Consider the following 25530-nt stretch of genomic DNA (forward strand, 5'->3'; position numbering starts at 1 on the left):
CCTTCGTAGCGGGCCCCTTCAGGGGCTTGTGGGACATCGGGTCTTGCGGCCCGAGGGATATGCGAAGACGCCCCGGCGTTGCCGGGGCGTCGGTCATCTTTCGGATGATTCTAGGTGACCCAGCAGGACTTGACCAAACCCGTGGTCGCCTCGGCGACTGTCGGGATGCTGACGGCGACGCCCTTCGTATGATGCTCGCCACCCGGGATCTCGACGATCTTCCAGCCGACGATGCCGAACTCCTCGTCCTGCGCCTCCACGGCGCAGGCGACGTCGGCGCCCTGGGGAGCGGTGAACTGGAAGTGCAGTTCGACGCTGTGCGCGTCGACGACGGTGAAGCCGAGGTCATCGGCATCCACCGCGCTCATCTGCTTGGCCACGATCGTCCAGCCGAGCGCCACGACGGCGGCCACGACGATCGCGCCGAAGACGATCCAGGGGAGGCGACGCGTCGGCGTGCGGCCGTATCGCTCATCGAGCTCGCGTGCGGTGGTCACGTCTCTCCCTGGTGTGGACGGCGGATAGGCTGGACTTCCAGGTTATTCGACCTGCGAGGAGAAGGCGGACCATGATCCTGTTCGGTGAGACCACCCCGATGCCGACGCCGTCGATGACGGTCGACCCGAACTCGGTGACTCCCGGATTCGCCGGGTTCGCCATGATCGTGCTGATCGTGGTCGCCGTCGTGCTGCTGATCTGGGACATGAACCGCCGCATCCGCCGGGTCCGCTACCGCGAAGAGGTGCGGCAGGAGCTGGATGCCGAAGAGGCGGCGCTGCGCGAGCAGACCGACCGCGACGACGACAGGCGCTGAGACCCGCCGACCTCAGACGCCGACGCGCTCGAATGCGTCGAGACTGATGCCCTGATCGAGGATCGTCTTCGACCACTCCTTGGCGCTGTGCAGGCTGTGGTCGCGGTAGTTGCCGCACTCCACGGCAGACACTCCTGGCACGTCGGCCCACTCGGCGTTCTCTGCGATGAACTGCAGGCCGCCGCGAACAGCGCCCACGACGTCCTCGACGGCCGGCTCGCCCCAGAAGATCGCGTGGAATCCGGTGCGGCAGCCGAACGGAGAGATGTCGATGAGACCGTCGATGCGGTCGCGCACCACGCTCGCCAGCAGATGCTCGATGGTGTGCAGGCCAGCCGTGGGGATCTCGCCCTCGTTGGGCTGCACGAAGCGCACGTCGAAGTTAGAGATCGCATCCCCCTTCGGTCCGCGCTCGACGCTGATCAGACGCACGTAGGGCGCCTTGACGGCGGTGTGGTCCAGGGTGAAGCTCTCGACTTCGGCCATTCTCGCTCCTCGGTTCTGATGGTCGTTTCGAGCGTATCCCGGGCTCGGGGCGGCGGGGTTCTCGCGTTACCTCGCGCGACGCGTCAGCGCACCCCGAGTGAGGGGGAGAGGGGCTCGAGGGAGATGAGCAGGCAGGCCGTCCAATGGCAGAGGAACGCGAGCACGGTGCAGACATGGAAGATCTCATGGAAGCCGAAGTGGCCCGGCCACGGGTTGGGCTTCTTCATCGCGTAGACGATCGCCCCGGCCGTGTACAGCAGACCGCCCACGCAGACGAGCACCATCATGGCGACGTTGGCCTGCAGCAGGTCGGCCATGTACATCACTGCTGCCCAGCCGAGGGCGAGATACAGGGCGACGTAGAGCCACCGCGGCGCGTTGATCCAGAACACGCGGAAGAGGATGCCCAGCACGGTGCCGCTCCAGACGACGATGAGCAGCACCAGGCCCTTCTGAGGGGGCAGCGCGAGCACGGCCAGCGGCGTGTACGTGCCGGCGATGAGAAGCAGGATGTTCGCGTGATCGATGCGCTTGAGCAGCACCTTGGTCTTCGGGCCCCAATCGAAGCGGTGGTAGAGCGCCGAGTTGCCGAAGAGCAGCAGCGACGTGGTCATGAAGACTGCTGCCGCGATCTTCGCCGGACCGCCCTGGGCGAGCGCGATGAGCACGATTCCTGCGACGATCGCGACCGGGAAGGTGCCGGCGTGGATCCAGCCGCGCCACGTCGGCTTGACCTCGACCGCGGCATCGACGGCCGCGGCGTCCATCAGGGGGAGCTGGGGGACATCTGCGTCGTCAGAGGCTCGGTTGCTCACTCGCTCACTCTACGTTTCGGCGCATGCCGCTGGCGGTACATGACCTGAGTGCTGCGGCGGCCTCGCGGCTCATGAGGGTAGCGTAGGCACGTGACTGCACGCGAGAGCTCGGGGCGGGGGCCCCTCTACTGGCTCTACGGGAATCGCCTTCGACGGCGCATCGACCCGGCGAAGGCTCCCCACCACGTCGCGATGATGATCGACGGCAACAGGCGATGGGCCCGGCAGCTCGGCTTCGACAGCGCAGCGGCTGGCCATCGGGCCGGAGCCGCGAAGATGCGCGAGTTCCTCGGATGGTGCGACGACCTCGGCATCGGTGTCGTCTCGCTGTACCTGCTGTCGGCCGACAACCTGCTCAAGCGCGACTCCAAGGAGATCGGCGACCTCATCGAGATCATCGCCGAGCTCGCTGACTCTCTCGCCGAGCACGGCGAGTGGCGTGTGCAGCACGTGGGCCGATCCGACATCCTGCCGACGGAGCTCTCGCGGGTTCTCGCGGAGGCGCAGACGCGCACGAGCGGGCACACCGGACTCCATGTGAACCTCGCGGTCGGCTACGGCGGCCGGAACGAGATCGTCGACGCGGTGCGCAGCATCATCGGCAAGCACAACGCGTCGGGAGGCACGCTCGAGGACCTCGCCGAGCAGCTCACCCCCGAGATGATCGGCGAGCACCTCTACACCGGCGGCCAGCCCGACCCCGACCTGGTGATCCGCACGAGCGGAGAGCAGCGACTGAGCGACTTCCTGCTCTGGCAGAGCGCGCACAGCGAGTTCTATTTCGTCGAGGCGCTCGGACCCGATCTGCGCGAGGTCGACTTCCTGCGGGCGATTCGAGACTTCGCCGACCGCGACCGTCGCTTCGGGCGATGAACGCGGTCCGTGACTACGTCGCCTCGTTCGCGGGCGAGACCGGGTACCTGAACTGGGCCGCGTTCGGCCCGCTCTCGCCGGCGGTGCGCGCGTCGCTCGGCGACGCATCGGATGCGCTGGCCTCGTTCTCGACCGCTGATCACGGCCGAGCCCATCTGCGCAGCGCCGCTGCCGTCGCCTCGCTCGCTCACCTGCTCGGCTCCCGATCCGACGAGGTGGTGCTTCGCCCGAGTTCGACGGATGCCCTGCAGCACGCCCTGTACGGACTCACCGGAACGGTGATCGCGGCCGCCGCAGACTTCCCGAGCATCACCCTCCCGCTGCAGCGGGCAGCAGATCAGTCGGATGGTCGGCTCTCGCCCCGGTGGATCGACCCGATCGGCGGATGGGTGACTCCGGATGCCGTCTCCGACGCGCTCACCGAGTCGGTGACCGCAGTCGCCGTCAGCCATGTCGACTATCGCACCGGGTACCGGGCAGACCTCGGGGCCTTGCGGGAGCTGATCGGTGGGAACCGGATGCTGATCGTCGATGCCGTGCAGTCCTTCGGCGTCGTCGACGAGGACTGGTCGGTCGCCGACGTCGTGGTCGGACACGGATACAAGTGGTTGCGCGCCGGTCGAGGCACCGGTTTCGCGCGGTTCTCCGACACGGCGCGTGAGCGCATCGGGCCCGTGCTGAGCGGCATCACCGGCGTCGCAGCCGACGGTCCGTTCCGCGGGGACGTGCCTCCACCCGCTGACGGGGCGCGGGCGTACACCACCAGCGTCCCCGATCACCTCGCATCGGCGCGGCTCGCGGCAGCGCTCGAAGAGCTGCAGCGCGTCGGTGTCGCCGCGGTCGAGGCGCGTGTCCGCTCGAATGTCGAGGTTCTCATCGACGTGGCGGCCCGCCACGGCATCCGCATCGAGACGCCGGTCGATCCCCGGAGGCGGGCGGGCATCGTCTCCCTGGTGCCCCATGATGCCGAGGCCCTCGGCCGCGTGCTCGCTGATGCCGGACTGGTGGTGACGGTGCGAGGCGGTGCCGTCCGGCTGGCTGCCCACGCCGGTACGAGCGCGGAGACGCTCGAGCTGTTCGAGCGCGCGCTCGCGGCATACGGTCGCTCCTCGTTCACCGCTTCTTAAGAGATCCGTCCTGCGTGTCGCCGCACGCGTGGGCGAGTGCGGACGTACGTTCATGGCATCGGACACCGTGTCCGGTCGGGTCGGCCTCAAGGTTCGCGACTCGTGGCCCCTGGTCGACTCGCTGCAGAGCCGGGAATGCGTCCCGGGTGGGAGTGGATCGTGACCACACGTACAGCACAGCAGCAGTCCACATCAGCAGTCGGAGCCGTGTCACACGATGACACGGCTCTTCGCACATATGTGCTCGACACATCGGTGCTGCTGAGCGACCCGCAGGCCCTGTTCCGTTTCGCGGAGCACTCGATCGTGCTTCCGGTGGTGGTGATCAGCGAGCTGGAGGGCAAGCGTCACGACCCCGAGCTGGGGTACTTCGCGCGGCGCGCGCTGCGTCACCTCGACGAGCTGCGTGTCGAGCACGGCCGGCTGGACTTCCCCATCGAGGTGGGCGACGGCGGGACGCTGCGCGTCGAGCTCGCCGGCGCCGATCTGTCGCTTCTGCCCGCTGGCATCCGGCTCGGCGACAACGACAGCCGCATCCTCGCGACCGCGGCCCAGCTCGCGAACGACGGCCAGAACGTCACCATCGTGTCGAAGGACCTGCCGATGCGGGTCAAGGCGGCATCTCTGGGACTGGCCGCGGAGGAGTACCTGGCGGAGCAGGCGGTGGATTCCGGGTGGACGGGCATCGCGACGCTCGACCTCTCGGGCGACGAGATGAGCGATCTCTACGAGAGTGAAGTCGGCCTCAGCGACGAGGTGCGGGGCGTGCCGGTGAACACGGGACTGATCATCCACTCCGAGCGGGGTTCGGCACTCGGTCGCGTCGTGGCCGACGGGGAGTTCCGGCTGGTGCGCGGCGATCGTGAGGTCTTCGGAATGCACGGCCGCTCGGCCGAGCAGCGTATCGCGATCGACCTGCTGCTGGATCCGGAGGTGGGGATCGTCTCGCTCGGTGGGCGAGCCGGAACCGGCAAATCGGCGCTGGCGCTGTGCGCGGGTCTGGAGTCGGTGCTCGAACGGCAGCAGCAGAAGAAGATCATCGTCTTCCGTCCGCTGTTCGCGGTCGGCGGGCAGGAGCTCGGCTACCTGCCGGGTGACCAGGGCGAGAAGATGGGCCCGTGGGGTCAGGCGGTGTTCGACACGCTTGGCTCCGTTGTGTCGGGCAACGTCCTGGAGGAGGTCGTCGCGCGAGGGATGCTGGAGGTGCTGCCGCTCACGCACATCCGCGGGCGTTCGCTGCATGACGCGTTCGTGATCGTCGACGAGGCGCAGTCTCTGGAGCGCAACGTGCTGCTCACCGTGCTCAGCCGTATCGGCCAGAACTCGCGGGTCGTGCTGACGCATGATGTCGGGCAGCGTGACAATCTGCGTGTCGGCCGGTACGACGGCATCGCCAGCGTCATCGAGACGCTCAAGGGCCATGACCTGTTCGGACACGTGACTCTGCAGCGCTCGGAGCGCTCGGCCATCGCGGCTCTGGTGACGGAACTGCTGGAGCGCGGGGAGCTGAGCTGATCTGCGGCGTTCCGGGGCCGGCGCTCTCAGTGCAGGACGTTTCGTGAGAATCGTCCGCCATCTGGGCGGCGGCCCTGGTGCGCGCCGCCGAGGTAGGACAGAGGTGTCACGGGCGCGGGAAGCCCGTGGCCTCGGCTGAGCGACGGTGCCCGCGGGGACGCGCGCTTCGTGGACCCTCTCGGTGTCAGCAGCCCGGAGCGGAGGGCTGCTCCGCGCAGGTGCGGGCGACAAGGGCGGTGTGCGCCTCGAAGATGCGGATCTGCTGCGTCGGTCCAGGGATGTCGAGTTGTCCCTCGATGGGGAACCATCCGACTCCGAGGTCGATCTCGGCGGTGTACGCGATGTCTACACGAGCATCGTAGGTTCCCCGCTCGGAGTAGGTGTGACTCGTGCCTGTGGGCGTGAACTGCGCCTGCCCGAGGCTCTTCCAGCTCGCCCCGGGCGAGGAGCTGGTCGTGGACTCGCCGTCGCCGTAGTGGAACGTGTACGACACCGGAGTGAAACGCACCTCGACAGGGAAGCCGAACAGGTCGCCGGAGCGCACATGCGGTGAGGCCTCGGTGACGAAGTTCGCCGGAAGACCCACCACCCCGAGGCTGTCGGGTTCACCCACGATCGTGCCCTCGGCGGGTGAGAAGGTCGCGAGATCCGTGATCGTGATCGGCGGCAGGCCTGGCGAATCCTCGCCCTTCTTGGGCTCTGCCTCTTCGCCGGGAACGCTGTTCTGCCAGCATCCCCGGTACGAATCCCAGTCGACCAAGCAGTTCTCGAACGGTGAGGGTTCGTCGTTAGGACTTACAACCGGCCGGTTGCTCCCGCCAGCATCAGAGCCAACGCTGTTCGGGTCGTCGCCGCCCTTCGACGATTGCCCTCCTGTGCTCTTGCTCGTAGTCGCGCTCACGCTGTCCCCGTGGTTGCCCAGCAGCACATCGCCTCCGCCGATCCCGCCGTCTCCTCGCTCGCCCATCGCGCCGGACGCGGCGACCAGTGAAAAGGACGCAAAGACGAGCAGGGCGAATCTCCCTATGCCGCGTCGCATTTGATGTTCTCGTCTCGCTCCGCGCGTGAGATCAGCATCGCGTCGCCTTGCGCCTCGAAGTCGACGTGCAGGGGGTTCATGTCTGATCGATCTGGGGCGACCCTCGAGTTGCCGCTTGAGTCAACTACATCGGATCGGCTGACGTCGATGCATACGTCAGCCTCAACACGTGCAGTCTTGGCGTCGAAGTCCTTCCCGCGAAACTTGACCAGCACAACTTGACCACTCATGCGGAGCCCTTCGGCGTGAAGCTGCGAAAATGTCTCCCTGTCAGCAGTCTCGAAGCCTCCGGTCGAGTACGCATAAAGGGATTCGAACGTCGCGGGATCCGCAAGGTCGACCTTGTTCATAGCGTCCGTGTACGCCTGATACGTTGCCTCCGCCGCGGCAAACGCCTCTTCATCCGTGGCGAAAGCTGCGGACGTCGTCGGCTTCGGTGTCGGCTCCGACTCCGGGGCACAGGCGGACAGCATCCCGACCAGCAAGCCGGCGGCGGCGAAGGCCGAACCTGTGCGCAGAAGCGTGATCGTCGTTTTCACGGCACCACGCTAGCCCGGATCGCGGAACCGCCTCTGGAGTTATCCACAGTACTCGACGACTGACGGTGCGCTCGGCGACGCGACAGCCGCCTGCACGCAGAAATCCCCGCCCTACATGCGGAATCAGGCGATCCGTATGCAGAACGGGGAGATCTGTGCAGGCGCCTCAGAACGCGACGCCCGAAAGACTCAGCCGGCGTGCGTCATCGACAGCAGGTCGAGCTTGGCGTCGAGCTCCTCTTCCGAGATCTCGCCGCGCTCGACGTAGCCGAGGTCGATGACCGCGTCGCGCACGGTGATGCCCTTGGCGACCGAGTGCTTGGCGATCTTCGCCGCGGCCTCGTAGCCGATGACCTTGTTGAGGGGAGTCACGATCGACGGGCTCATACCCGCGAACGCGGCCGCACGCTCGACGTTGGCCTCGAGGCCGTCGATGGTCTTGTCGGCCAGAACGCGCACGGCGTTCGAGAGCAGACGGATCGACTCGAGCAGCGCGGTGCCCATCACGGGGATCGCCACATTCAGCTCGAACGAGCCCGACGCGCCGGCCCAGGCGACCGTCGCGTCGTTGCCGATCACGCGCGCGCAGACCATGAGCACGGCCTCCGGAACGACCGGGTTGACCTTGCCGGGCATGATCGACGAACCCGGCTGCAGGTCGGGGATGTGCAGCTCGCCGAGGCCCGTGTTGGGGCCCGAGCCCATCCAGCGCAGGTCGTTGTTGATCTTCGTCAGGGAGACGGCGATGGTGCGCAGTGCGCCCGAGGTCTCGACGAGGCCGTCGCGGTTGGCCTGAGCCTCGAAGTGGTCCTTCGCCTCGGTGATGGGCAGCTCGGTCTCGGCTGCGAGCAGTTCGATGACCTTCTGCGGGAAGCCGAGCGGCGTGTTGATGCCCGTGCCCACTGCGGTGCCGCCGAGGGGCACCTCAGCGACGCGGGGGAGGGCCGACTGCACGCGCTCGATGCCGAGACGGATCTGGCGGGCATAGCCGCCGAACTCCTGCCCGAGGGTGACGGGCGTGGCGTCCATCAGGTGGGTGCGGCCCGACTTCACGACGCCCTTCCACAGCTCCGCCTTCGCCTCGAGGGCGACGGCGAGGTGGTCGAGCGATGGGATGAGGGTGTCGATGAGCGCCTGGGTGACGGCGATGTGCACCGACGTCGGGAAGACGTCGTTCGACGACTGCGACGCGTTGACGTGGTCGTTGGGGTGCACGGCCGAGCCGAGGATGCCGGATGCCAGGTTCGCGAGCACCTCGTTCATGTTCATGTTCGACGAGGTGCCGGAACCGGTCTGGTACGTGTCGACGGGGAACTCTGCGTCGTGCTTGCCCGACGCGACCTCGTCGGCGGCCTTCGCGATGGCGTCGGCGATCGCACCGTCGAGCGTGCCCAGCTCCTTGTTGGCGAGCGCAGCCGCCTTCTTGATGCGGGCGAGCGCGGCGATCTGGGTCGACTCCAGCCCCTTGCCCGAGATCGGGAAGTTCTCGACGGCACGCTGGGTCTGAGCGCTGTACAGCGCCTTGGCGGGCACGCGGACCTCACCCATGGTGTCGTTCTCGATGCGGTACTCGATGTCGGTCATGCCGATCCTTCCTCGAAAGCGGGCGCTGTGCCCTCGGTGTCGATGCCCACAGTGACGACGGGCACGGCCGTGCCCTCTGCGAGACGGTAGTTGGCGCCGACGATGCCCAGACGGCCCGCGGCGACCGCGTTGCTGATCATCTCGGACGAGTGCAGCAGGTCTGCCACGGTGTTGCGCAGGTGCTCGCGCCCGACGACCTCGGCGTCGATGTCGGCGACCGTGGTGCCGCCGGTCTCGGCGAGCACCTTGCGGGCGGCGGGAACGATCGGCGCGATGAGCTTCCAGATGCCGGCAGGCAGCGGAGCGGAGTCGATCGCGGTTCCGTCGATGGCTGCGCGCACCGCGCCGCACGAGTCATGTGCGAGCACGACGATCAGCGGGACGTTCAGGATGCCGACCGCGTACTCCAGGCTCGCGACGATCGACTCGCCGAGCACCTGTCCCGCATTGCGGACGACGAACAGGTCGCCCAGGCCCTTGTCGAAGATGATCTCGGCTGCGAGGCGCGAGTCCGAGCATCCGAACAGCGTGGCGATCGGCGCCTGTCCGTCTGCCAGCTCGTGCCGCTTGGAGACGTCCTGATGCGGGTGCGCGGGTTCGCCGGCGACGAATCGCCTGTTGCCGTCGAGCATCTCCCGCCAGGCCTCAGCGGGGGTGAGCGTTGCGGTCATTCGGCCTCCTTCAGGTCGTCGATCTGTGCAGACAGGCTCTTTGCGAGCTCGGCGGTCGCCTCAGGCGACTGCGAGCCGTACAGCAGGAGGTAGTCAGGGCCGGCCTGGGTCCCGATGGCGTAGGAGATGTTCGCGGTGCCGCGGTCGCGCAGGTCGAACTCGTCCCATTCGCGGCCGTCGATCGTCGTGGTGCCGTTGGGTGCCATGCCGTCGAGCACCTGCGGCGCCCAGCCGACGTCGGTGCTGAACGCCTGGGCGACGCGGATGAATCCGCGCTCGTCATCTGCGGCTGGTGCCAGCGTGATCGTCCAGACCCGCGTGCTGCCGCCGGCGAGATCAGCCTCGTTGACCCGCCAGTAGTCGTCTGCCTCGACGACCAGCGCAGGGCGCTGCATCGAGGTCTCGACATCGGCCGCGATCGCGGCGACGTCGATCTGGGGCCGGTCGGGCACCTTGCCCCGTGGCACGCCGAGCACGACGATGGCGACGACTCCGACCGTCACGATCAGCGCCGCGATGAGGTTGCGGAACGTCTGACTCGACCGGTAGACGCGGCTGGCCTCGGCCTTGCGGTCGGCGGTCTCCTGAGCGGTCTCGGGGCGACCGAGCCCGGCGACCACACGCGGCTCGCGGCTCATTCTCCTGCTCCGGATGCGGCGTCGCGGGCGGCATCGAGACGACGCTTCGCGCCGAGCAGCCACTCCTCGCAGCGGGCGGCGAGAGCCTCGCCGCGCTCCCACAGGGCGAGCGAATGCTCGAGGGTGGGGGAGCCCTGTTCGAGCTCGGCGACAACGCGCACGAGTTCATCGCGTGCGGCCTCGAACGACAGTTCTTCGACAGGGGAGTCGCTGGGGGCAGTCACGCCCCCATCCTACCGGCGTGTCGGACGCCGCCGATCCCGTCGCTCAGCCGTCCTCCGGTACCTGACCCTCGGACACCGCGCGCACCGACCCGCGGTCGACGGTGACGGTCATCGGGGTGCCGGCTGGGGCATCGACGGCATCCGTGAGGATGCGCCCGTCGTCGAGGTGCGCGATCGCGTAGCCGCGCGCCAGCGTCGCGGCGGGGGAGAGCGCCCGCAGCGAGGCGCGCAGCTCTGCGGTCGACCGGTGCGCGGCGTCCAGCGCTCGGGTGACGGTGTCGCGCCCGCGGGATGCGAGAAGCCACACCTCCTGCGCGCGGTCGTCGATGATCGGGTCGGGCGAGCGCAGCACCGGGCGCGAACGCAGCTGCTCGAGTTGCGCGATGTCGTGCGAGACACGCTGGGTCAGCCGGGTGGTCGCGCGCGCTCTCAGCTGCGCGACGATCGCACGCTGCTCTCCGACGTCGGGCACGACCCGCTTGGCGGCATCCGTCGGCGTCGACGCTCGAAGGTCAGCGACGTCGTCGAGCAGCGGATGGTCGTTCTCGTGACCGATGGCGCTCACGACGGGGGTGGATGCCGCTGCCACGGCGCGCACGAGACGCTCGTCGCTGAAGCCGAGAAGGGTCTGGGGGTCGCCGCCGCCGCGGGCGATGATGATCACATCGACGTCGGGATCGGCATCCAGCCGCTTCAGGGCGGCGAGCACCTCGGGTACGCAGCGATCGCCCTGCACCGCGACGTGCTGGGTGCGGAAGTGCACCTGGGGCCAGCGCAGCTCGGCGTTCCGATGCACGTCCTTCTCGGCATCCGACCGCTCCCCGGTGATCAGGCCGATGCAGTGCGGCAGGAAGGGCAGTGCCTTCTTGCGTGAGGAGTCGAACAGGCCCTCCTGGCGCAGCTGGACGCGCAGCTTCTCGAGCTTCTCGAGCTGGTCGCCGAGCCCGACGTGCTTCATCGCCGAGACGATGAAGCTGAAGTCGCCGCCCTTGACGAAGTAGTCGGCTTTCACCGCGGCGACGACATGGTCGCCGACTGCGATGTCGGAAGGGATGCGCGGACGCACGCTCGACCACACGCGGATGGAGATCTGCGCGTCGGAGCGCGTGTCCTTGAGGCGGGCGAACACGTTGCCGCCGCGCTGGTTCCACGACGTGATCTCGCCCTCGACCCAGACCGTGTTCCAGCGGGCGATGAAGTCGCGGATCGTCCCGTTCAGCCGTGCCACGGAGGTGGGGGCCGCGGGCGTAGAGTCACGCGGCGCCACCGAGTCGGCGGGCGGCGGCTCACCGGGGATCGCGGCGGCTTCGAAGACGGTCATCTTCTCATTCTTCCGGATGCCGCCGACGCCGCGCGTGCGGCAGGTGCCGCTCCCGGCCCGCGAACAGGTGGCGCCGGTAGACTGGAGGGGTGAGTTCAACCGCTGTCTCGCTGCCCGTGCCGCACATTCCGACCCGCCGTCGCGCCGCTGAGCGCGCGCGCCTCGAGAACCGTCCGGTCGGCGGTGACAAGCGTGTTCTGCTGGCTGCTCCCCGTGGGTACTGCGCCGGAGTCGACCGCGCTGTCGTCGCGGTCGAGAAGGCCCTCGAGCGCTACGGCGCCCCGGTGTACGTGCGCAAGCAGATCGTTCACAACATCCACGTCGTGACCGAGCTCGAGCAGAAGGGCGCGATCTTCGTCGAAGAGGTCGACGAGGTGCCAGAAGGGGCTCACGTCGTCTTCAGCGCGCACGGTGTCTCGCCGGCTGTCGTCAGCGCCGCATCCGACCGCGGCCTGCACGCGATCGACGCGACCTGCCCGCTCGTCACCAAGGTGCACCGCGAGGCCGTGCGCTTCGCGCGCGACGACTTCGAGATCCTGCTGATCGGCCACGAGGGGCACGAAGAAGTCGAGGGCACCGCCGGCGAGGCGCCCGACCATGTCACGATCGTCAACTCCCCTGAAGAGGCCGACACCGTCGTCGTGAAGGACCCGAACAAGGTCGTCTGGCTGTCGCAGACCACGCTCTCGGTCGATGAGACGATGGAGACGGTCAACCGCCTGCGCACCCGCTTCCCCGAACTGCACAACCCGCCGTCGGACGACATCTGCTACGCCACGCAGAACCGGCAGGTCGCGATCAAGAAGATCGCCAAGGACGCAGACCTCGTGATCGTCGTCGGCTCGGCGAACTCGTCGAACAGCGTGCGCCTGGTCGAGGTCGCCCTCGAGTACGGAGCCAGGGCCGCGTATCGGGTCGACTATGCCGACGAGGTCAAGCAGGAGTGGCTCGACGGTGTGCGGACGGTCGGAGTGACCAGCGGCGCGTCGGTGCCCGAGGTGCTCGTGCGCGAGGTGCTCGCGGCACTCGACGAGGCCGGCTATGCCGATGTCGAAGAGGTTCGCACGGCTGAGGAGGACCTCATGTTCTCCCTGCCGAAGGAGCTGCGTCAGGACACGTCGGGCAAGCGCGACGAGCGCGCGCTGGGCGGTCGAGTCTCACGCGCATGAGCGCCGACCGGCCGCAGTACGGCGAATATGCGTCTCCCGAAGAGCAGCGTGCACGCGCGGGGCTGCCCCCGCTGAACGCAGAGCCCACAGCATCCGCACCGCCGGCGGCACCGACGACGCCGGCGCCGGGCGCCGTCACGCCCGCCCGCCCCGTCGGCAGGCTCGTGACCTTCGTGCTGCTCGGTTTCGGCCTCGTGAACGTGCTCTCCTCGATCCCGCAGTTCGTGAACATGGCATCGACCCTCACCGAGTCGATGGAGATGCTCGGCCTCGACGGCGAGTTCACGAACTTCGCGGCCGCGCGCACCTGGGGCATCGTCGCCGTGGTCGTGCTGCTCGCCGGCTACGCGGCCACCGCCTGGCTGTCTCTCCGTCAGCTCAAGCGCAACAGGGCAGCGTGGTGGATCCCGCTGGTCGGCTTCGTGGTGACGATGTCGCTGGTGTCGGCTTGCATCTCGGTCGTGATGTTCAGCGACCCGGCGTTCACGGCCGGGCTCCTCACACCTCCTGCCCGGTAGCCTCAGAGGGTGTCAGCAGAGCAGATCGCCTTCCACGTCAGCTACGCCTCGGTCGAATCGGCGACGGGCGACGACCCGACCGTGCTCGCCGCAGAGCTCCTGCGGGAGGAGCGCGTGCTGGCGGCGTCGCGCGGCTTCGACGGCGACGAGTCCGTCTTCCTGATCCCGGTGACCGAGAGCGGTCACATCGTCGCGCTCGACGGCGACGATCGGCTGCGTTTCGAGTTGAGCACGCTCGCCCTGCAGCAGAGGTTCGAGGCGGCCGGTCTGACGCTTCACCTCGGGATGTCCGACGATGCCATCGAAGAGGTCGACCAGGAGCTCGACGAGGAGTTCGGAGCCGCTTTCGAGCAGCTCGACGATCCGGCGGCCGCCTCGGACGACCTGGGCGGGTTCGGGATGCCCGATTGGGGCGACTCCGATGACGACGCCTTCGCGATGCAGCCGGTGCGGGTCGCGGAGTTCTCGCGGCGCGGTCCGTGGGGTGCACGGATCACGGCGCAGATGACAGGTGCGGAGGTCGACTACCTCGAGGCGGGGACGTGGTCGCTGTATCGCTACGCGACCGATCAGCCGCACATGGCGGTCTCGGGCGGCGGCGCCGATGAGCCGATCATCGAGGTCAACCTGCCGCAGCATGGCGAGGCGTGGGTCGAGGTGAGCGTGCGCGGCCGCACCGGCATGTTCTGGCCGAACATCGAGCGGCTCACGCAGCCGGTGCTCGATCTCGACGCCATCACCGTGCCTGAGAGCGCGGATGTCTACCGTCGCATGATGCTCGAGGCCGACGGAGCAGATGAGGAGCTGCGCGGACTCGGTATGGGCGAGCAGATCGACCTCGAGACGGCTCGACGCGCGTGCGCTCCCGAGGCTCTTGGCGGCACTTCAGGAGAGCTCGAGCGCGTGCGAGCCTTCGTCTCGGCGTTCGGCGTGCCGGCCGCGCTGATCTCGGCCGGCGTCGACGACGTGGCGGCCGGCCGTCGGTTCACTCCTCGTGGCTGGCCGCGTACCGTGGCCGACCTGGCGGTGGGCGGAATCGGCGAGATCACCGCACTGACGAGCCGCGAGCGACCGCTGCCTCGCGCCGCGCGATTCCTGCGGAAGCGCCCGGGGATCGCCGCCGCTCTGAGCGTCGCCGAGCTCGCCGTCGGACTCGCGACGAGCAGGGCGAGGTCTCCGCTCGTGCGCGGACTGGGCGTGCTGGTGATCATCGACGCCGCACTCGACCTCGTCATCTGGGTGCGTCGCTCTCTCTCGCGCTGACGGCATCCTGCAGACGACGAGCCCGGTCCCGCAGCGCGGAACCGGGCTCGGTCTGTCAGTCGTCGATCAGTGGGCGTTGCCGTTGTTGAAGTGGCCGCCGCCGTGACCGAGCGCCTTGCCCTGGCCGCTGTTCACGCCGGGTCCCTTCGCGTCGGTTCCGGGCTCGACGTGATTCGTCTTCGTGTGCACGATGTCGTAGTAGGTGCTCGTGTCGCCTGCGGTCGGGAACACGCGGTAGGTGAACACGTTCTTGGTCAGCTCGGTGATCGGCACCACGCGCTGGAACAGCACGTCGCCCGCGGCGTTCTTGGCGTTGATCCAGCGCTCGGAGCCGTCGGGGGTGACAGTCCAGTCGCCGCGCAGCTTGGGGCTGTCGTCGAGGTTGTACATCGTGTAGGTGCCGTCGGCGTCGAAGTACGCCCAGCCCACGAAGCTCGACACCGCCGGGTCGTCGAGCGCGATGCGGTCGCCGTCCTGGTCGAACGCCGCGGTGGTCTTCCACGGCGTCGACGCCAGCAGGTCAGACGGGGTCATGGTGGTCTTCGAGAACGGGTGGGCGGATGCTGCGACGGGCGTGTCCGCGGCCATGGCCGAGCTCGGAACGACGGCGGCCACGGCGAGAGCGATGGCGGATGCGCTGAGGACGGAGCGTCGGGAGATCCGGGTGGTGATGTTCATGTCCTCAACGCTACGAAGCCGGGACGGACGCGCACATCATCCGATCGGCCAGGGATGCCCGGACCGATGGGCTGAGTGCTCAGACGCCCTCCCAGACAGCTCGGGCACCGGCGTCGCCCGTCAGCACCGTCACGGCGATCGTGCCGACGGCTGTGACCACCGCGAGAACCGGCACGATGATCGCGACAGCACGGGCGGTGGACGTATGGCGCAGCCGCGGCAGCATCCGGTCGCTCGCTGCCACCGCGACCGCGGCGACCAGCAGGGCGATCGTCCAGGGTATGAGCATCTCGCCCAGAGCCTCGTGACGCTCGATCGCGGGTGTCATGCCCACCGAGTCGGCGAGTTCTTCGCCTGCCAGAACCGTCACGGGAACGAGTCCGGCGACCAGCAGCGCCGCCACGGGCGGCGCGTAGCCCAGCCGGTGGCGCGCCGCCGGCCACACCCCGGCGATGGCGACCGCGAGGGCGGTGAGAGGAGTGAGCACCACGACGGCGTGCACCAGCAGCGGGTGCAGGGGAAGGCCGGCGATGCGGAACGCGTCGGCGTCGGCGAAGATGTCCATACCAGGAGAACGGCGTTCGCGCCGTTTCGGTTCATCGGTGAACCGAAGAGCTCTCCGCCTCGTTTCCCTGGTGAGGAGGCGATCTGTGACCCGAGACGACGACGAGCGGCTGACCGCGCTCTACGAGCTGCACGCGGGCCCGATACGGCGCTACGTCGTGAGCATCACCGGCAGAGGAGGCGGAGCGGATGACGTGGTGCAGGAGACGCTGCTGCGCGCGTGGCGCACGCCCCGCATCCTGGAGCAGGACCCGGCGACGTCCCGGGCATGGATGATCACCGTCGCCAGGCACATCGTCATCGACGAGGCGCGCAGTGCCAGACGGCGTCACGAGAGTCCTGTCGCCGAGCTGCCTGAGCGGGTCGCCGACGACCAGACGGATCGGCTGTTCGACGCTCTGCTTATCCAGGATGCGCTGGCGACTCTGAGCGCTGAGCACCGCGCCGTCGTCGTGGCGGCCTACTATCGGGGCCGCAGCGTCGCCGAGGTGGCATCGGAGCTGGGCATCCCCGCCGGAACGGTGAAGTCGAGGATGCATTACGGATTGCGGGCGCTGCGACTCGCGCTGCAGGAGAGAGGGGTGACCCGGTGAACGCGGAGCACGAACGATACGCCGCGTGGGACGCCGCCTACGCGCTCGGCGCTCTGTCGATCGCGGAGCGCGAGGAGTTCGAGCGCCATCTCGCTGACTGCGGGCGCTGCAGGGACGCGGTGGCGGAGCTCACGCCGACGCTCGCGCTGCTCTCCCGGCTCGATGCCGACGAGGCAGAGCGGGCGGCGACGAGCGGGAACGCGGGACCTATGCGCGTCCTGGCCGCCGCACGGGAGAGGCGCCGGATTCGCAGGCGGATCGGCGTGTGGGCGGCAGGGATCGCCGCCGCCGTGGTGGTGGCCACGATCGTGTCGGTGTCGGCGCTGTCCCCCCGGCCTGCGGAGATGATCGCCCTCGAGCCCGTCGACGGTGCCCCCGTGACCGCGACCGTCGCTCTGAGCGCGGTGCCGTGGGGTACGAAGCTCGACGTGGAGTGCGAGTACGACGGCAGTGCCCGGTACGCGGCGAAGCGCTCATACGCGCTCGCGGTCATCGATGCCGACGGAGAGACGACACTGCTGTCGAACTGGACGGTGACCCCGGGCGCAAGGGCGAAGCTGTCGGCCGGCACGGCGCTCACGACGTCGGAGATCAGTGCGATCGAGATCCGCGATTCCGATGGCCGGGCGATGGTCCGACACGATTTCGGGTGAACCGTCGCGCCGTTCGTCTCGTGTCACAGGGGAGCGCCCGGCAGCAGGCCAGGCAGACGAAGGGACGTCATCATGCGCAAGGAACTCGCGATCGGGGGCATCGCCCTCGTACTTCTGCTGTCTGGCTGCGGCAGCCCCGGCGCGTCAGGGCCGGCGTCGGACGGCGGCGACTCGGGCTACAGCGCCCCCTCGAGCGATCCGTCGGGCGAGGCGTCGGAGCCCGCGGCATCGGGCGCCGACCTCATGGTCGCCGAGACCTCCCTCGGCGAAGTCGTCGTCGATGGCAAGGGTATGACGCTGTACATGTTCGACAACGACACCCAGGGCGGCGACACGAGTGCCTGCACGGGCGCCTGCCTGCAGAACTGGCCGCCACTGATCGCGTCCGGCGACGAGCCGAAGGCTGACGGCGTCACGGGCGAGCTGGGCACGATCGAGACGGCCGACGGCAAGATGCAGGTCACCCTGAACGGCTGGCCTCTGTACTACTTCGCCGGCGACAGCGCGGCCGGTGATGTGAAGGGCCAGGGAGTCAAGGACGTCTGGTGGGTGCTGAGCCCGGCGGGTGAGCGCATGGCCGGCTGAAACGGGAAGAGGGATGCCGCGGACCGGCGGCCCGAGGCATCCCTCTGATCTCGTCGGAGTCGATCAGCTGCGCGACTGGCCGTGGGAGCCGAGCTGGCGGGTCGACTCGACGACGCGGGCGGCCATCGCCGACTCGGCGATCTTGCCCCAGGCGCGCGGGTCGTACTGCTTCTTGTTGCCGACCTCGCCGTCGACCTTCAGAACGCCGTCGTAGTTCTTGAACATGTAGTCGGCGATGGCACGCGTGTAGGCGTACTGCGTATCGGTGTCGATGTTCATCTTGATCACGCCGTTCGCGACGGCGAGAGCGATCTCGTCGTCGGTCGACCCCGAGCCGCCGTGGAAGACGAGGTCGAGCGGCTTCGGGCCGGTTCCGTACTTCACGGCGACCTCGGCCTGGATCTCACCGAGCAGCTCGGGGCGCAGCTTCACGCCGCCGGGCTTGTACACCCCGTGGACGTTGCCGAAGGTGAGGGCGGCGATGTAGCGGCCCTGCTCGCCGAGGCCGAGAGCCTGGATCGCCTGGTCGACGTCGGCGAAGGTCGTGTAGAGAGCCTCGTTCGAGCCCTCGTGCGCGACGCCGTCTTCCTCGCCGCCGACGACGCCGATCTCGACCTCGAGGATCGCGTTGATGGCCTTCATGCGAGGGAGCAGGTCCTTGGCGATCTCGATGTTCTCATCGAGCGGCACCGCAGAGCCGTCCCACATGTGCGACTGGAAGATCGGGTTGCGGCCGGCCTTGACCTCTTCCTCCGATGCCGCGATCAGCGGCTCGACGAAGCCCGCGAGGGCATCCTTCGGGCAGTGGTCGGTGTGCAGCGCGACCGTGATGGGGTAGTTCTTGGCGACCTCGGTCGCGTAGCGGGCGAAGGCGAGGGCGCCGGTGGCGCGAGCCTTGACGGTGTGGCCGGCGAAGTAGTCGGCGCCGCCCGTGGTGACCTGGATGATGCCGTCGGAGCCGGCTTCGGTGAGCCCCTGCAGCACGGAGTTGATCGTCTGCGAGCTCGAGACGTTGAAGGCGGGGTATGCGAAGCCACCTGCCTTCGCGCGGTCGAGCATCTCTGCGTACTGTTCCGGAGTGGCGACGGGCATGAGTTCTCCTGCTTCTGTCGGTCGGGGTGCATGCTCACTTTAGCCCGGAGGGGTGCGGAATCAGCCGTCGTTACGCGCGCTCGGGCGCGTATCTTTATCACGCGATAAGAACCGCTGTTTCTTCGTCGCCATATCGTGAAAACTCCCGATTTCCGACACGGTTCGTCACTAAGCTGACCGCATGGTGAGCCTCTCAGCCGATCTCAGCCCTCTGCACCCCGACCGCAACCTCGCGTTGGAACTCGTCCGCGCCACCGAGGCCGCCGCGATCCGCGCGGTGCCGTTCATCGGCCGAGGTGCGAAAGAGGCCGCTGACGGCGCGGCGGTCGACGCCATGCGGGCCTTCCTCGGCACGGTCGACTTCCAGGGCCGCGTCGTGATCGGCGAAGGCGAGAAGGACAACGCCCCGATGCTGTTCAACGGCGAGGTCGTGGGCACGGGGCGGGGGCCCGAGTGTGACATCGCCGTCGACCCGATCGACGGCACCACGCTGACCGCCGACGGAAGGCAGAATGCGCTCTCCGTGCTCGCGGTGTCCGACCGAGGCACCATGCTCGACGCCTCCAGCGTCTTCTACATGGACAAGCTCGTCACGGGTCCCGCCGGTGTCGGCGTCGTCGACATCCGCAAGCCCATCGGCGAGAACATCCGCCGGCTGGCGAAGGCCCTCGGCAAGCCCGTCGACGAGATGGTCGTGTCGGTGCTGAACCGCCCCCGCCACGAGAAGCTGATCGCCGAGATCCGCGAGGCCGGCGCCGGCACCCGCCTGATGAGCGACGGCGACGTCGCGGGCGGCATCAACGCGGCTCGCCACAACGCGCGCACCGACATGTGCGTGGGGGTCGGCGGCAGCCCCGAGGGCATCGTCACGGCCTGCGCGATCAAGGCGCTCGGTGGTCACATCCAGGGCGTGCTCTGGCCGCGTGACGACGACGAGCGCCAGCGTGGCATCGATGCGGGCCTCGAGTTCGACAAGGTCTACGAGGCGGACGACCTGGTGAAGGGCAACAACACGATCTTCGTCGCCACCGGCGTCACCGACGGTCAGCTCGTGCGCGGTGTGCGCCGCGAGGGCAACTACCTCTACACCGAGAGCGTCGTGCTGCGCGGCGCATCGGGAACCCTCCGCCGTATCACCTCGGACCACCTCGTCTCGAAGTGGCTCTGACACGGGCGTCCGCACCCCGCGTCCCTCGTTTCCCAGCGAGCGCTGGCAGAATGGTCGAGTACCGGCGTGATCTGCACACCGGCATGGTCATGAAGAGGAGTGCTCGGGATGCCGTCAATCGAGCCGTCTGAGAACGCGAGCCGCATCGAGCACATCACCACCAAGACCGGTCGCATCGTGCGGGTCACGGAGGAGCAGATCATGGCCGCGCAGCAGGCGAAAGCCGCTGTGCAACCGGGCTTCGACCCCGCGCGCCGCGCCGACGTTCTCTTCCGCGTGCGTCGCGAAGAGGGCCACGAGCTGAGCTCGTGGTGGTTCATCGGAGCCTTCCTGGCGACGTCGTGCGTCGTCATCGCGCTGCTCTCGTGGGTGCCCGGCGGCGCCTGATCGACTCTCGGGAGCTCTGAACAGAGCACCCGACCTCCCTGCGGCGGTATTCAGTCGGCGGGGTTCAGGCGACGGCGCGCTCGAGCGCTGAGACCAGCGGTGCGGTGCGGGCCACCCCGAGCGCATCGCCCAGGGCATCCACATCGCTGACGGCGGCACGACGGGCCGCGTCGATCACGATCTGGGCGCACGCGCGGGCATCGGCCAGCGCGTCGTGGTGCGGAAAGTCGCCGAAGCCCGCCGCGGCTGCCGCCATCGGCAGCCGGTAGGAGTCGAGGCTGTACGTCTTGCGCGCGATCGCCAGCGAGCAGAGCGAGCGGTACGGCGGAGCATCGAGACCGGTGACCTCGCACGCACGCCGCAGCACGTTCAGGTCGAAGCCCGCGTTGTGGGCGACGAGCACGTCGGCGCCGGCGAAGCCGCAGAGCCGATCGAGCTGCTGCGCCCAGGTGGCGGCTCCCATGACGTCCTGCGGACGGATGCCGTGAATGCGGACGTTCCACTCGTTGAACTCGTCGTGCCCGGCGGGCGGCTGGATCAGCCATCCGGTCTGCGCGACGACCTGGCCGTCACGCACGCGCACGAGTCCGACCGAGCAGGCGGAGGCGGGGCTGGAGTTCGCGGTCTCGAAGTCGATCGCAGTGAAGTCCAGGGGCACGGAGCCAGCTTCTCGCGGCATCCGGATGCGGCGCGGCAGACTCGCCGTAGGCTGGCGAACATGAGCGACTCACGTGCGACGTCCTTCGGTGCGCAGGCCGACAACTACGAGGCGGCACGGCCGGACTATCCGTTCGAGGCGGTCGCCTGGATGCTCGAGCGGCTGCCCGAGGGAACCCGTCGTCTCGTCGACGTCGGGGCCGGCACCGGCAAGCTCACGCGGGTGCTCGCCGAGGCTCGCGATGCCGAGGTCGTCGCGGTCGATCCGGATGCCATGATGCTCGCGAAGCTGCGCGACCACGTTCCCGGAGTCCCGACGTTCGTCGGCACCGCCGAAGCGCTGCCGCTTCCGGATGCCAGCGTCGACGCCGTCGTGCTGGGACAGGCGTGGCACTGGGTGGATCCCGTTTTGGCATCCGCCGAGATCGGGCGCGTGATGCGGCCAGGCGGAACCCTGGGGCTGATCTGGAACGCCCGCGACAACCGTGTCGACTGGGTGCGCAGGCTCACCGCGATCATGAACGCCAGCGCGGCGGAGGAGATGCTCGATGCGGGCGGCCCGACGGTCGCTGCTCCGTTCGGTGAACCGGAGTCTGAGCGGTGGGAGTGGCGGCGCCCGATGACGCGCGAGCAGCTGCATCGGATGGCCGCCTCGCGCAGCCACCTCATCACCGCATCGGAGGCCGAGCGCGGCAGCATCCGGAGCGACATGGACGACCTCTTCGACGAACTGGGCCTCGAGGGTGACGCGACCATCGACGTACCGTATGTGACCTGGGCCTTCCGCGCCCTTCGCGGCTGAACCGACCGGCTCACCGGGCGGCGCCGCGCCGGTAGACTCGTGTCCCGTGGCTCTCACTATCGGAATCGTCGGCCTGCCCAATGTCGGCAAGTCCACCCTCTTCAACGCGCTGACCAAGAACGACGTGCTCGCGGCGAACTACCCGTTCGCGACGATCGAGCCGAACGTCGGCGTCGTCAACCTGCCTGATCCGCGTCTGCAGGTGCTGGCGGGCATCTTCGGCAGCGAGCGCATCCTGCCAGCCACGGTGTCGTTCGTCGACATCGCGGGGATCGTGCGCGGTGCGAGCGAGGGAGAAGGTCTGGGCAACCAGTTCCTGGCGAACATCCGCGAGGCCGATGCGATCGCTCAGGTCGTGCGTGGCTTCGTCGACGACGATGTCGTGCACGTCGAGGGGACCGTCGACCCCAAGGGCGACATGGAGACCATCAATGCCGAGCTGATGCTCGCCGATCTGCAGACGATCGAGAAGGCTCTGCCGCGCTTCGAGAAGGAAGTGAAGCAGAAGAAGACCGATCCCGCGGTTCTCGACGCGGCGAACGCCGCGAAGGATGCGCTGGAGCGCGGTCAGCTGCTCTCGACGGCTGGCATCGATCTCGCGCCGATCAAGGAGCTCGGTCTGCTGACGGCGAAGCCCTACATCTACGTGTTCAACGTCGATGAGTCGGTGCTGACCGACGACGGGAAGAAGGCGGAGCTTGAGGCCCTCGTCGCGCCCGCGCAGGCGGTGTTCCTCGACGCCAAGATCGAGTCCGAGCTGATCGGCCTCGACCCAGAGGACGCCCAGGAGCTGCTCGAGGCGACGGGCCAGAGCGAGTCCGGTCTCGACCAGCTGGCCCGCATCGGATTCGCCACCCTCGGCCTGCAGACGTACCTCACCGCGGGGCCCAAGGAGTCGCGCGCGTGGACAATCCCCCAGGGGGCCAAGGCGCCGCAGGCAGCGGGTGTGATCCACACCGACTTCGAGAAGGGCTTCATCAAGGCCGAGGTCATCTCGTTCGAGGATCTCGTCGCGACGGGTTCGGTCGCAGAAGCGCGCGCGAAGGGCAAGGCCCGCCTCGAGGGCAAGGACTACGTCATGCAGGACGGCGACGTCGTGGAGTTCCGCTTCAACGTCTGAGGTCTGGCCGGCCGCTTCGCTCGAAGGCTGAGACGTCACGGCTGTACATTCGATCGAGTGAGCCCGTCGATCCGCGTCATCCGCCACGACGAGCTGACGCGCGACGACCTCGACGGACTGCGAGCCCTGTTCGATGCCGAGTACCTGAGCGCGTTCGGCGACTGGCATCCGGACCAGCCCTACGGCTACGCGCCACACGATGTGCACCTCATCGCGAGCCACGGCGGCACGACCGTCGGGCACGTCGGATGGGCGCGCCGCGTCATCGGCGTCGGGGCGCAGGAGATGGTGATCGCCGGCGTCGGTGGGGTTCTCATCGCCGAGAGCGCTCGCGGTCTGCGGCTGGGGGAACGGCTGATGCGCGCGGCAGCCGCGTCGATGAGCGAAGCGGGTGACATCGAGTTCGGCTACCTCGGTTGCCGGGAAGAGGTCGTGCCGTTCTATCGCTCCTGCGGGTGGACGCGTGTCGCGGCCGCTGAACGATCTCTGAACCGGGCGGGCCAGCCTGTCGACGATCCACCTGGACAACCGCTCCTCGTCCTGCCGGTCGACCCGTCGGCAGAATGGCCCCGCGGTGACATCGATCTTCGAGGGCGGGCGTGGTGAGCGGCGGCCAGCTTGCCGAGCTCCCTCAGACGCTGTGATCGGCTGAGAGCTCGGCCCTCGGGCGGTGGCGACCCAACGGAATGCGCCCGAGGGAGGCGATCCGGTGCGAGGATCTACGCATGCCCGAGTCTCCGGAGGTTCAGGCGCTCGTCGAATTCCTCGACGAGCGGATCATCGGCCGCGTCATCGCTGCAGTCGACATCGCCGAGTTCCGGGTGGTGAAGACGCGGGCTCGGCCGCCGGAGTCGCTGATCGGCGCGACGATCAGCGGGCTGCGCCGCTTCGGGAAGCACGTCGGCGTCGAGACGACCTCCGGCTGGCTGATGATCGGGCTCGGGCGCAACGGGTGGATCCGGTGGCAGGGCGTCGGTGATTCTCCTGCGGATGAGCCCGTGCCCGAGGTCATCCGGATCGGGCTGGATGACGGCGCATCCATGCAGATCGTCGACGCGGGTGATTTCCTCGGCGTCACGGCATCGGTCGTCGACGCACCGGCCGACGTCTCCGGCATCGCCGCTCTCGGACCCGATCCGCTCTCCGCGGACTTCATCCGGGACGACCTCGAGCGTGCGCTCGGCTCGCGCCGCAAGCAGATCAAGGCACTGCTGCAGGAGCAGTCGTCGCTCGCGGGAATCGGCAACGCCTACTCGGACGAGATCCTCCACCGAGCTCGTCTGCCGCTCGCCACGCACGCCGTCGCGCTGGATGCTGACGCGAGGGCGCGCCTGTTCGACGCGATCCGCGACGTCATGCGCGGCGCCGCCGATGACCGCCGGGGCCTGGCGCCTGACGTCCTCAAGCAGGCGAAGGTCGAGGCCATGGTCGTGCACGGCCGCGCTGGAGAGCCCTGCCCCGTGTGCGGTACGAGAATCGTCGACCAGACGTTCGCCGGAGCATCCGCCCAGTCATGCCCCCACTGCCAAGCCGAGGTCGTCGATGACTGAGGGGGAGAAGACCCGTCTCGTCGCCTGGGGCGCGGAGCTCACGGCTGTGCATGCGCGGCTGCGGCAGGCACTCGCCGTCACGCGGCAGGCGCTTGCCGAAGGCACGGCTCCTGACGCGGCGAGCCGCGACCTTCTGCTGTTCTGCCACGGATTCTGTGCGGCGCTCACCGGCCATCACCTGGCCGAGGACCGCGAGCTGTTTCCCGCCATCGCCGCAGATCATCCCGAGCTGCGCGAGACGCTGCGAAAGCTCGAACAGGATCACTCGATGATGTCGCACCTGATCGGCGGGCTGCAGGCCGCAGTCGACTCGCACGCGGCGCCCGCGGAGCTGACCCGGCATCTCGAGGGTCTTGCCGCGATCATGGAGAGTCACTTCCGCTATGAGGAGCGGGAACTTCTCACCTTGCTCGATGCCCTGCAGCTCGACGCCGATCCGACGCGCGTGCTCGGTCCGCTCTGAGCGCCCGTTGCAGATCCTCTGCAACGGGGCGACCATGAGGCATGGGAACTCTGAGCTTCACCGCGACCGTCTCACTCGACGGCTTCGCCGCCGGACCCGACAACGATTTCCAGTTCGGAGCGCCGAGCGAGGAGGTCTTCCGCTTCCACGTCGAGCGGATGGATGCCGTGTCCACCGAGATCCTCGGACGCAAGACGTACGAGCTCATGCGCTACTGGGAGTCAGAGCCCGACGGGGAGAACTGGGGTGCGGACGAGCACCAGTTCGCGCGGCGCTGGAACCAGCTCGAGATCGTCGTCGCGTCGTCGACGCTCACCCCAAGGGAGCTGACCCACGCGCGAAGCAGCGTCGTCGACGACCTGAACCTCGGACGCATCCGCCGCATCGTCGACGAGGCGGCTGGCGAGGTCGAGATCTTCGGCCCGACCACGGCGGCGCCGGCGATCCGAGCGGGTCTCGTGCGCGACTTCCGTTTCTTCGTCGTGCCGCGGATGCTCGGGGGCGGCCTCCGCGCGCTCCCGGATGGCGTGTCGCTGCAGCTCGATCTCGCCGAGAGCAGGGTCTTCGAGAACGGCTTCACGTTTCTGCACTACCGCGCGTCGTAGCCGCCCCGCGCTGCACG

The 25530-nt window shown here is 68.5% G+C and carries 32 protein-coding genes; 18 read left to right on the plus strand and 14 right to left on the minus strand.

The features are described from left to right. Positions 1–110 precede the first annotated feature (110 nt). Entirely contained in the window at positions 111–497 is a 387-nt protein-coding gene (locus JOE67_RS12990; RefSeq protein WP_204975963.1) for a DUF4307 domain-containing protein, read from the minus strand. Positions 498–568: 71 nt separating this feature from the next. On the opposite strand from JOE67_RS12990, the gene JOE67_RS12995 reads away from it, so the two are divergent. Further along, positions 569–814, plus strand: coding sequence for a hypothetical protein (locus JOE67_RS12995; RefSeq protein WP_204975964.1), 246 nt, complete (start codon positions 569–571; stop codon positions 812–814). A gap of 12 nt (positions 815–826) precedes the next feature. Here the strand turns inward: JOE67_RS12995 and JOE67_RS13000 are convergent, their stop codons facing one another. Together JOE67_RS13000 and trhA are read right to left on the minus strand one after the other, a co-directional pair. Continuing rightward, complete coding sequence (locus tag JOE67_RS13000) at positions 827–1300, minus strand: S-ribosylhomocysteine lyase (RefSeq protein ID WP_204975965.1); 474 nt, start codon at positions 1298–1300, stop codon at positions 827–829. Between the two features lie 83 nt (positions 1301–1383). After that, on the minus strand, positions 1384–2067 hold the full coding sequence (trhA, locus tag JOE67_RS13005) for a PAQR family membrane homeostasis protein TrhA (RefSeq protein ID WP_204977040.1): 684 nt from the start codon (positions 2065–2067) through the stop codon (positions 1384–1386). A gap of 138 nt (positions 2068–2205) precedes the next feature. Between trhA and JOE67_RS13010 the strand changes: the two genes are divergently transcribed. The 3 genes from JOE67_RS13010 to JOE67_RS13020 all read left to right on the plus strand — a co-directional run bounded on the left by JOE67_RS13010 (position 2206) and on the right by JOE67_RS13020 (position 5630). Continuing rightward, the gene (locus tag JOE67_RS13010; RefSeq protein WP_204975966.1) at positions 2206–2988 is read left to right on the plus strand and encodes an isoprenyl transferase; all 783 of its coding nucleotides are present in this window, start codon (positions 2206–2208) and stop codon (positions 2986–2988) included. Continuing rightward, positions 2985–4115 (plus strand): aminotransferase class V-fold PLP-dependent enzyme, encoded by a 1131-nt coding sequence (locus JOE67_RS13015; protein ID WP_204975967.1) that lies wholly within the window; start codon positions 2985–2987, stop codon positions 4113–4115. Before JOE67_RS13010 ends, JOE67_RS13015 begins: the two co-directional genes overlap by 4 nt. Before the next feature lie 159 nt (positions 4116–4274). Next, entirely contained in the window at positions 4275–5630 is a 1356-nt protein-coding gene (locus JOE67_RS13020; protein ID WP_338041605.1) for a PhoH family protein, read from the plus strand. Positions 5631–5814: 184 nt separating this feature from the next. On the opposite strand, the gene JOE67_RS13025 is transcribed toward JOE67_RS13020, so the two are convergent. The 7 genes from JOE67_RS13025 to xseA all read right to left on the minus strand — a co-directional run bounded on the left by JOE67_RS13025 (position 5815) and on the right by xseA (position 11646). Further along, on the minus strand, positions 5815–6390 hold the full coding sequence (locus JOE67_RS13025; RefSeq protein ID WP_204975968.1) for a PKD domain-containing protein: 576 nt from the start codon (positions 6388–6390) through the stop codon (positions 5815–5817). 263 nt (positions 6391–6653) lie between these two features. Next, entirely contained in the window at positions 6654–7208 is a 555-nt protein-coding gene (locus JOE67_RS13030; RefSeq protein WP_204975969.1) for a hypothetical protein, read from the minus strand. A 189-nt stretch (positions 7209–7397) separates the two neighbouring features. Further along, positions 7398–8792: a class II fumarate hydratase gene (locus tag JOE67_RS13035; protein WP_204975970.1), complete on the minus strand. Its 1395-nt coding sequence runs from the start codon at positions 8790–8792 to the stop codon at positions 7398–7400. After that, positions 8789–9463 (minus strand): carbonic anhydrase, encoded by a 675-nt coding sequence (locus tag JOE67_RS13040; RefSeq protein ID WP_204975971.1) that lies wholly within the window; start codon positions 9461–9463, stop codon positions 8789–8791. The genes JOE67_RS13035 and JOE67_RS13040 overlap by 4 nt, the downstream gene beginning before the upstream one ends. After that, positions 9460–10101, minus strand: a complete 642-nt coding sequence (locus JOE67_RS13045) for a DUF4245 family protein (RefSeq protein WP_204975972.1) — start codon at positions 10099–10101, stop codon at positions 9460–9462. Before JOE67_RS13045 ends, JOE67_RS13040 begins: the two co-directional genes overlap by 4 nt. Next, positions 10098–10325, minus strand: a complete 228-nt coding sequence (locus JOE67_RS13050; protein ID WP_204975973.1) for an exodeoxyribonuclease VII small subunit — start codon at positions 10323–10325, stop codon at positions 10098–10100. Before JOE67_RS13050 ends, JOE67_RS13045 begins: the two co-directional genes overlap by 4 nt. 43 nt (positions 10326–10368) lie before the next feature. Further along, positions 10369–11646, minus strand: a complete 1278-nt coding sequence (gene xseA, locus JOE67_RS13055) for an exodeoxyribonuclease VII large subunit (RefSeq protein WP_204975974.1) — start codon at positions 11644–11646, stop codon at positions 10369–10371. Between the two features lie 125 nt (positions 11647–11771). Between xseA and JOE67_RS13060 the strand changes: the two genes are divergently transcribed. Genes JOE67_RS13060 through JOE67_RS13070 form a run of 3 tightly spaced genes read left to right on the plus strand, consistent with a single transcriptional unit; the run spans position 11772 to position 14596 of the window. Beyond that, entirely contained in the window at positions 11772–12815 is a 1044-nt protein-coding gene (locus JOE67_RS13060; RefSeq protein WP_420827657.1) for a 4-hydroxy-3-methylbut-2-enyl diphosphate reductase, read from the plus strand. Then, positions 12812–13333 carry a DUF6264 family protein gene (locus JOE67_RS13065; protein ID WP_204975975.1) on the plus strand — a complete coding sequence of 174 codons (522 nt, stop codon included), beginning with the start codon at positions 12812–12814 and terminating at the stop codon, positions 13331–13333. The genes JOE67_RS13060 and JOE67_RS13065 overlap by 4 nt, the downstream gene beginning before the upstream one ends. Positions 13334–13342: 9 nt before the next feature. After that, complete coding sequence (locus tag JOE67_RS13070) at positions 13343–14596, plus strand: hypothetical protein (protein ID WP_204975976.1); 1254 nt, start codon at positions 13343–13345, stop codon at positions 14594–14596. Between the two features lie 66 nt (positions 14597–14662). Here JOE67_RS13070 and JOE67_RS13075 read toward each other — a convergent pair whose 3' ends face one another. After that, positions 14663–15274: a DUF4822 domain-containing protein gene (locus JOE67_RS13075; protein WP_204975977.1), complete on the minus strand. Its 612-nt coding sequence runs from the start codon at positions 15272–15274 to the stop codon at positions 14663–14665. Between the two features lie 79 nt (positions 15275–15353). Next, positions 15354–15839: a DUF2231 domain-containing protein gene (locus JOE67_RS13080; protein WP_204975978.1), complete on the minus strand. Its 486-nt coding sequence runs from the start codon at positions 15837–15839 to the stop codon at positions 15354–15356. A gap of 85 nt (positions 15840–15924) precedes the next feature. Here JOE67_RS13080 and JOE67_RS13085 point away from each other — a divergent pair, with 85 nt between their 5' ends. The 3 genes from JOE67_RS13085 to JOE67_RS13095 all read left to right on the plus strand — a co-directional run bounded on the left by JOE67_RS13085 (position 15925) and on the right by JOE67_RS13095 (position 17669). Then, complete coding sequence (locus JOE67_RS13085) at positions 15925–16431, plus strand: sigma-70 family RNA polymerase sigma factor (RefSeq protein ID WP_338041606.1); 507 nt, start codon at positions 15925–15927, stop codon at positions 16429–16431. Further along, positions 16428–17084 carry a zf-HC2 domain-containing protein gene (locus JOE67_RS13090; protein ID WP_204975980.1) on the plus strand — a complete coding sequence of 219 codons (657 nt, stop codon included), beginning with the start codon at positions 16428–16430 and terminating at the stop codon, positions 17082–17084. Before JOE67_RS13085 ends, JOE67_RS13090 begins: the two co-directional genes overlap by 4 nt. A gap of 72 nt (positions 17085–17156) precedes the next feature. Then, a complete protein-coding gene (locus JOE67_RS13095) occupies positions 17157–17669 on the plus strand; it encodes a COG4315 family predicted lipoprotein (RefSeq protein WP_204975981.1) in 513 nt (170 codons plus the stop codon). A 63-nt stretch (positions 17670–17732) separates the two neighbouring features. On the opposite strand, the gene fbaA is transcribed toward JOE67_RS13095, so the two are convergent. After that, complete coding sequence (gene fbaA, locus JOE67_RS13100) at positions 17733–18761, minus strand: class II fructose-bisphosphate aldolase (RefSeq protein ID WP_204975982.1); 1029 nt, start codon at positions 18759–18761, stop codon at positions 17733–17735. A 181-nt stretch (positions 18762–18942) separates the two neighbouring features. Here fbaA and glpX point away from each other — a divergent pair, with 181 nt between their 5' ends. Next, the gene (gene glpX, locus JOE67_RS13105; RefSeq protein WP_204975983.1) at positions 18943–19929 is read left to right on the plus strand and encodes a class II fructose-bisphosphatase; all 987 of its coding nucleotides are present in this window, start codon (positions 18943–18945) and stop codon (positions 19927–19929) included. Between the two features lie 108 nt (positions 19930–20037). Beyond that, entirely contained in the window at positions 20038–20316 is a 279-nt protein-coding gene (locus tag JOE67_RS13110; protein WP_239528146.1) for a hypothetical protein, read from the plus strand. A gap of 64 nt (positions 20317–20380) precedes the next feature. On the opposite strand, the gene JOE67_RS13115 is transcribed toward JOE67_RS13110, so the two are convergent. Further along, entirely contained in the window at positions 20381–20974 is a 594-nt protein-coding gene (locus tag JOE67_RS13115) for an exonuclease domain-containing protein (protein ID WP_204975984.1), read from the minus strand. A 60-nt stretch (positions 20975–21034) separates the two neighbouring features. On the opposite strand from JOE67_RS13115, the gene JOE67_RS13120 reads away from it, so the two are divergent. From JOE67_RS13120 to JOE67_RS13145, 6 genes are all read left to right on the plus strand, one after another. Next, on the plus strand, positions 21035–21775 hold the full coding sequence (locus JOE67_RS13120) for a class I SAM-dependent methyltransferase (protein WP_204975985.1): 741 nt from the start codon (positions 21035–21037) through the stop codon (positions 21773–21775). Positions 21776–21821: 46 nt separating this feature from the next. Beyond that, positions 21822–22895 (plus strand): redox-regulated ATPase YchF, encoded by a 1074-nt coding sequence (ychF, locus tag JOE67_RS13125; protein ID WP_204975986.1) that lies wholly within the window; start codon positions 21822–21824, stop codon positions 22893–22895. A gap of 57 nt (positions 22896–22952) precedes the next feature. Then, positions 22953–23501, plus strand: coding sequence for a GNAT family N-acetyltransferase (locus JOE67_RS13130; RefSeq protein ID WP_338041607.1), 549 nt, complete (start codon positions 22953–22955; stop codon positions 23499–23501). 119 nt (positions 23502–23620) lie between these two features. Further along, a complete protein-coding gene (locus JOE67_RS13135; protein WP_204975987.1) occupies positions 23621–24445 on the plus strand; it encodes a DNA-formamidopyrimidine glycosylase family protein in 825 nt (274 codons plus the stop codon). Beyond that, entirely contained in the window at positions 24438–24908 is a 471-nt protein-coding gene (locus JOE67_RS13140) for a hemerythrin domain-containing protein (protein ID WP_204975988.1), read from the plus strand. Before JOE67_RS13135 ends, JOE67_RS13140 begins: the two co-directional genes overlap by 8 nt. 41 nt (positions 24909–24949) lie before the next feature. Further along, entirely contained in the window at positions 24950–25513 is a 564-nt protein-coding gene (locus tag JOE67_RS13145; protein ID WP_204975989.1) for a dihydrofolate reductase family protein, read from the plus strand. Positions 25514–25530: the final 17 nt, after the last annotated feature.

Origin of the sequence: Microbacterium esteraromaticum, from assembly GCF_016907315.1 — a bacterium.
GTDB classification, from domain to species: domain Bacteria; phylum Actinomycetota; class Actinomycetes; order Actinomycetales; family Microbacteriaceae; genus Microbacterium; species Microbacterium esteraromaticum.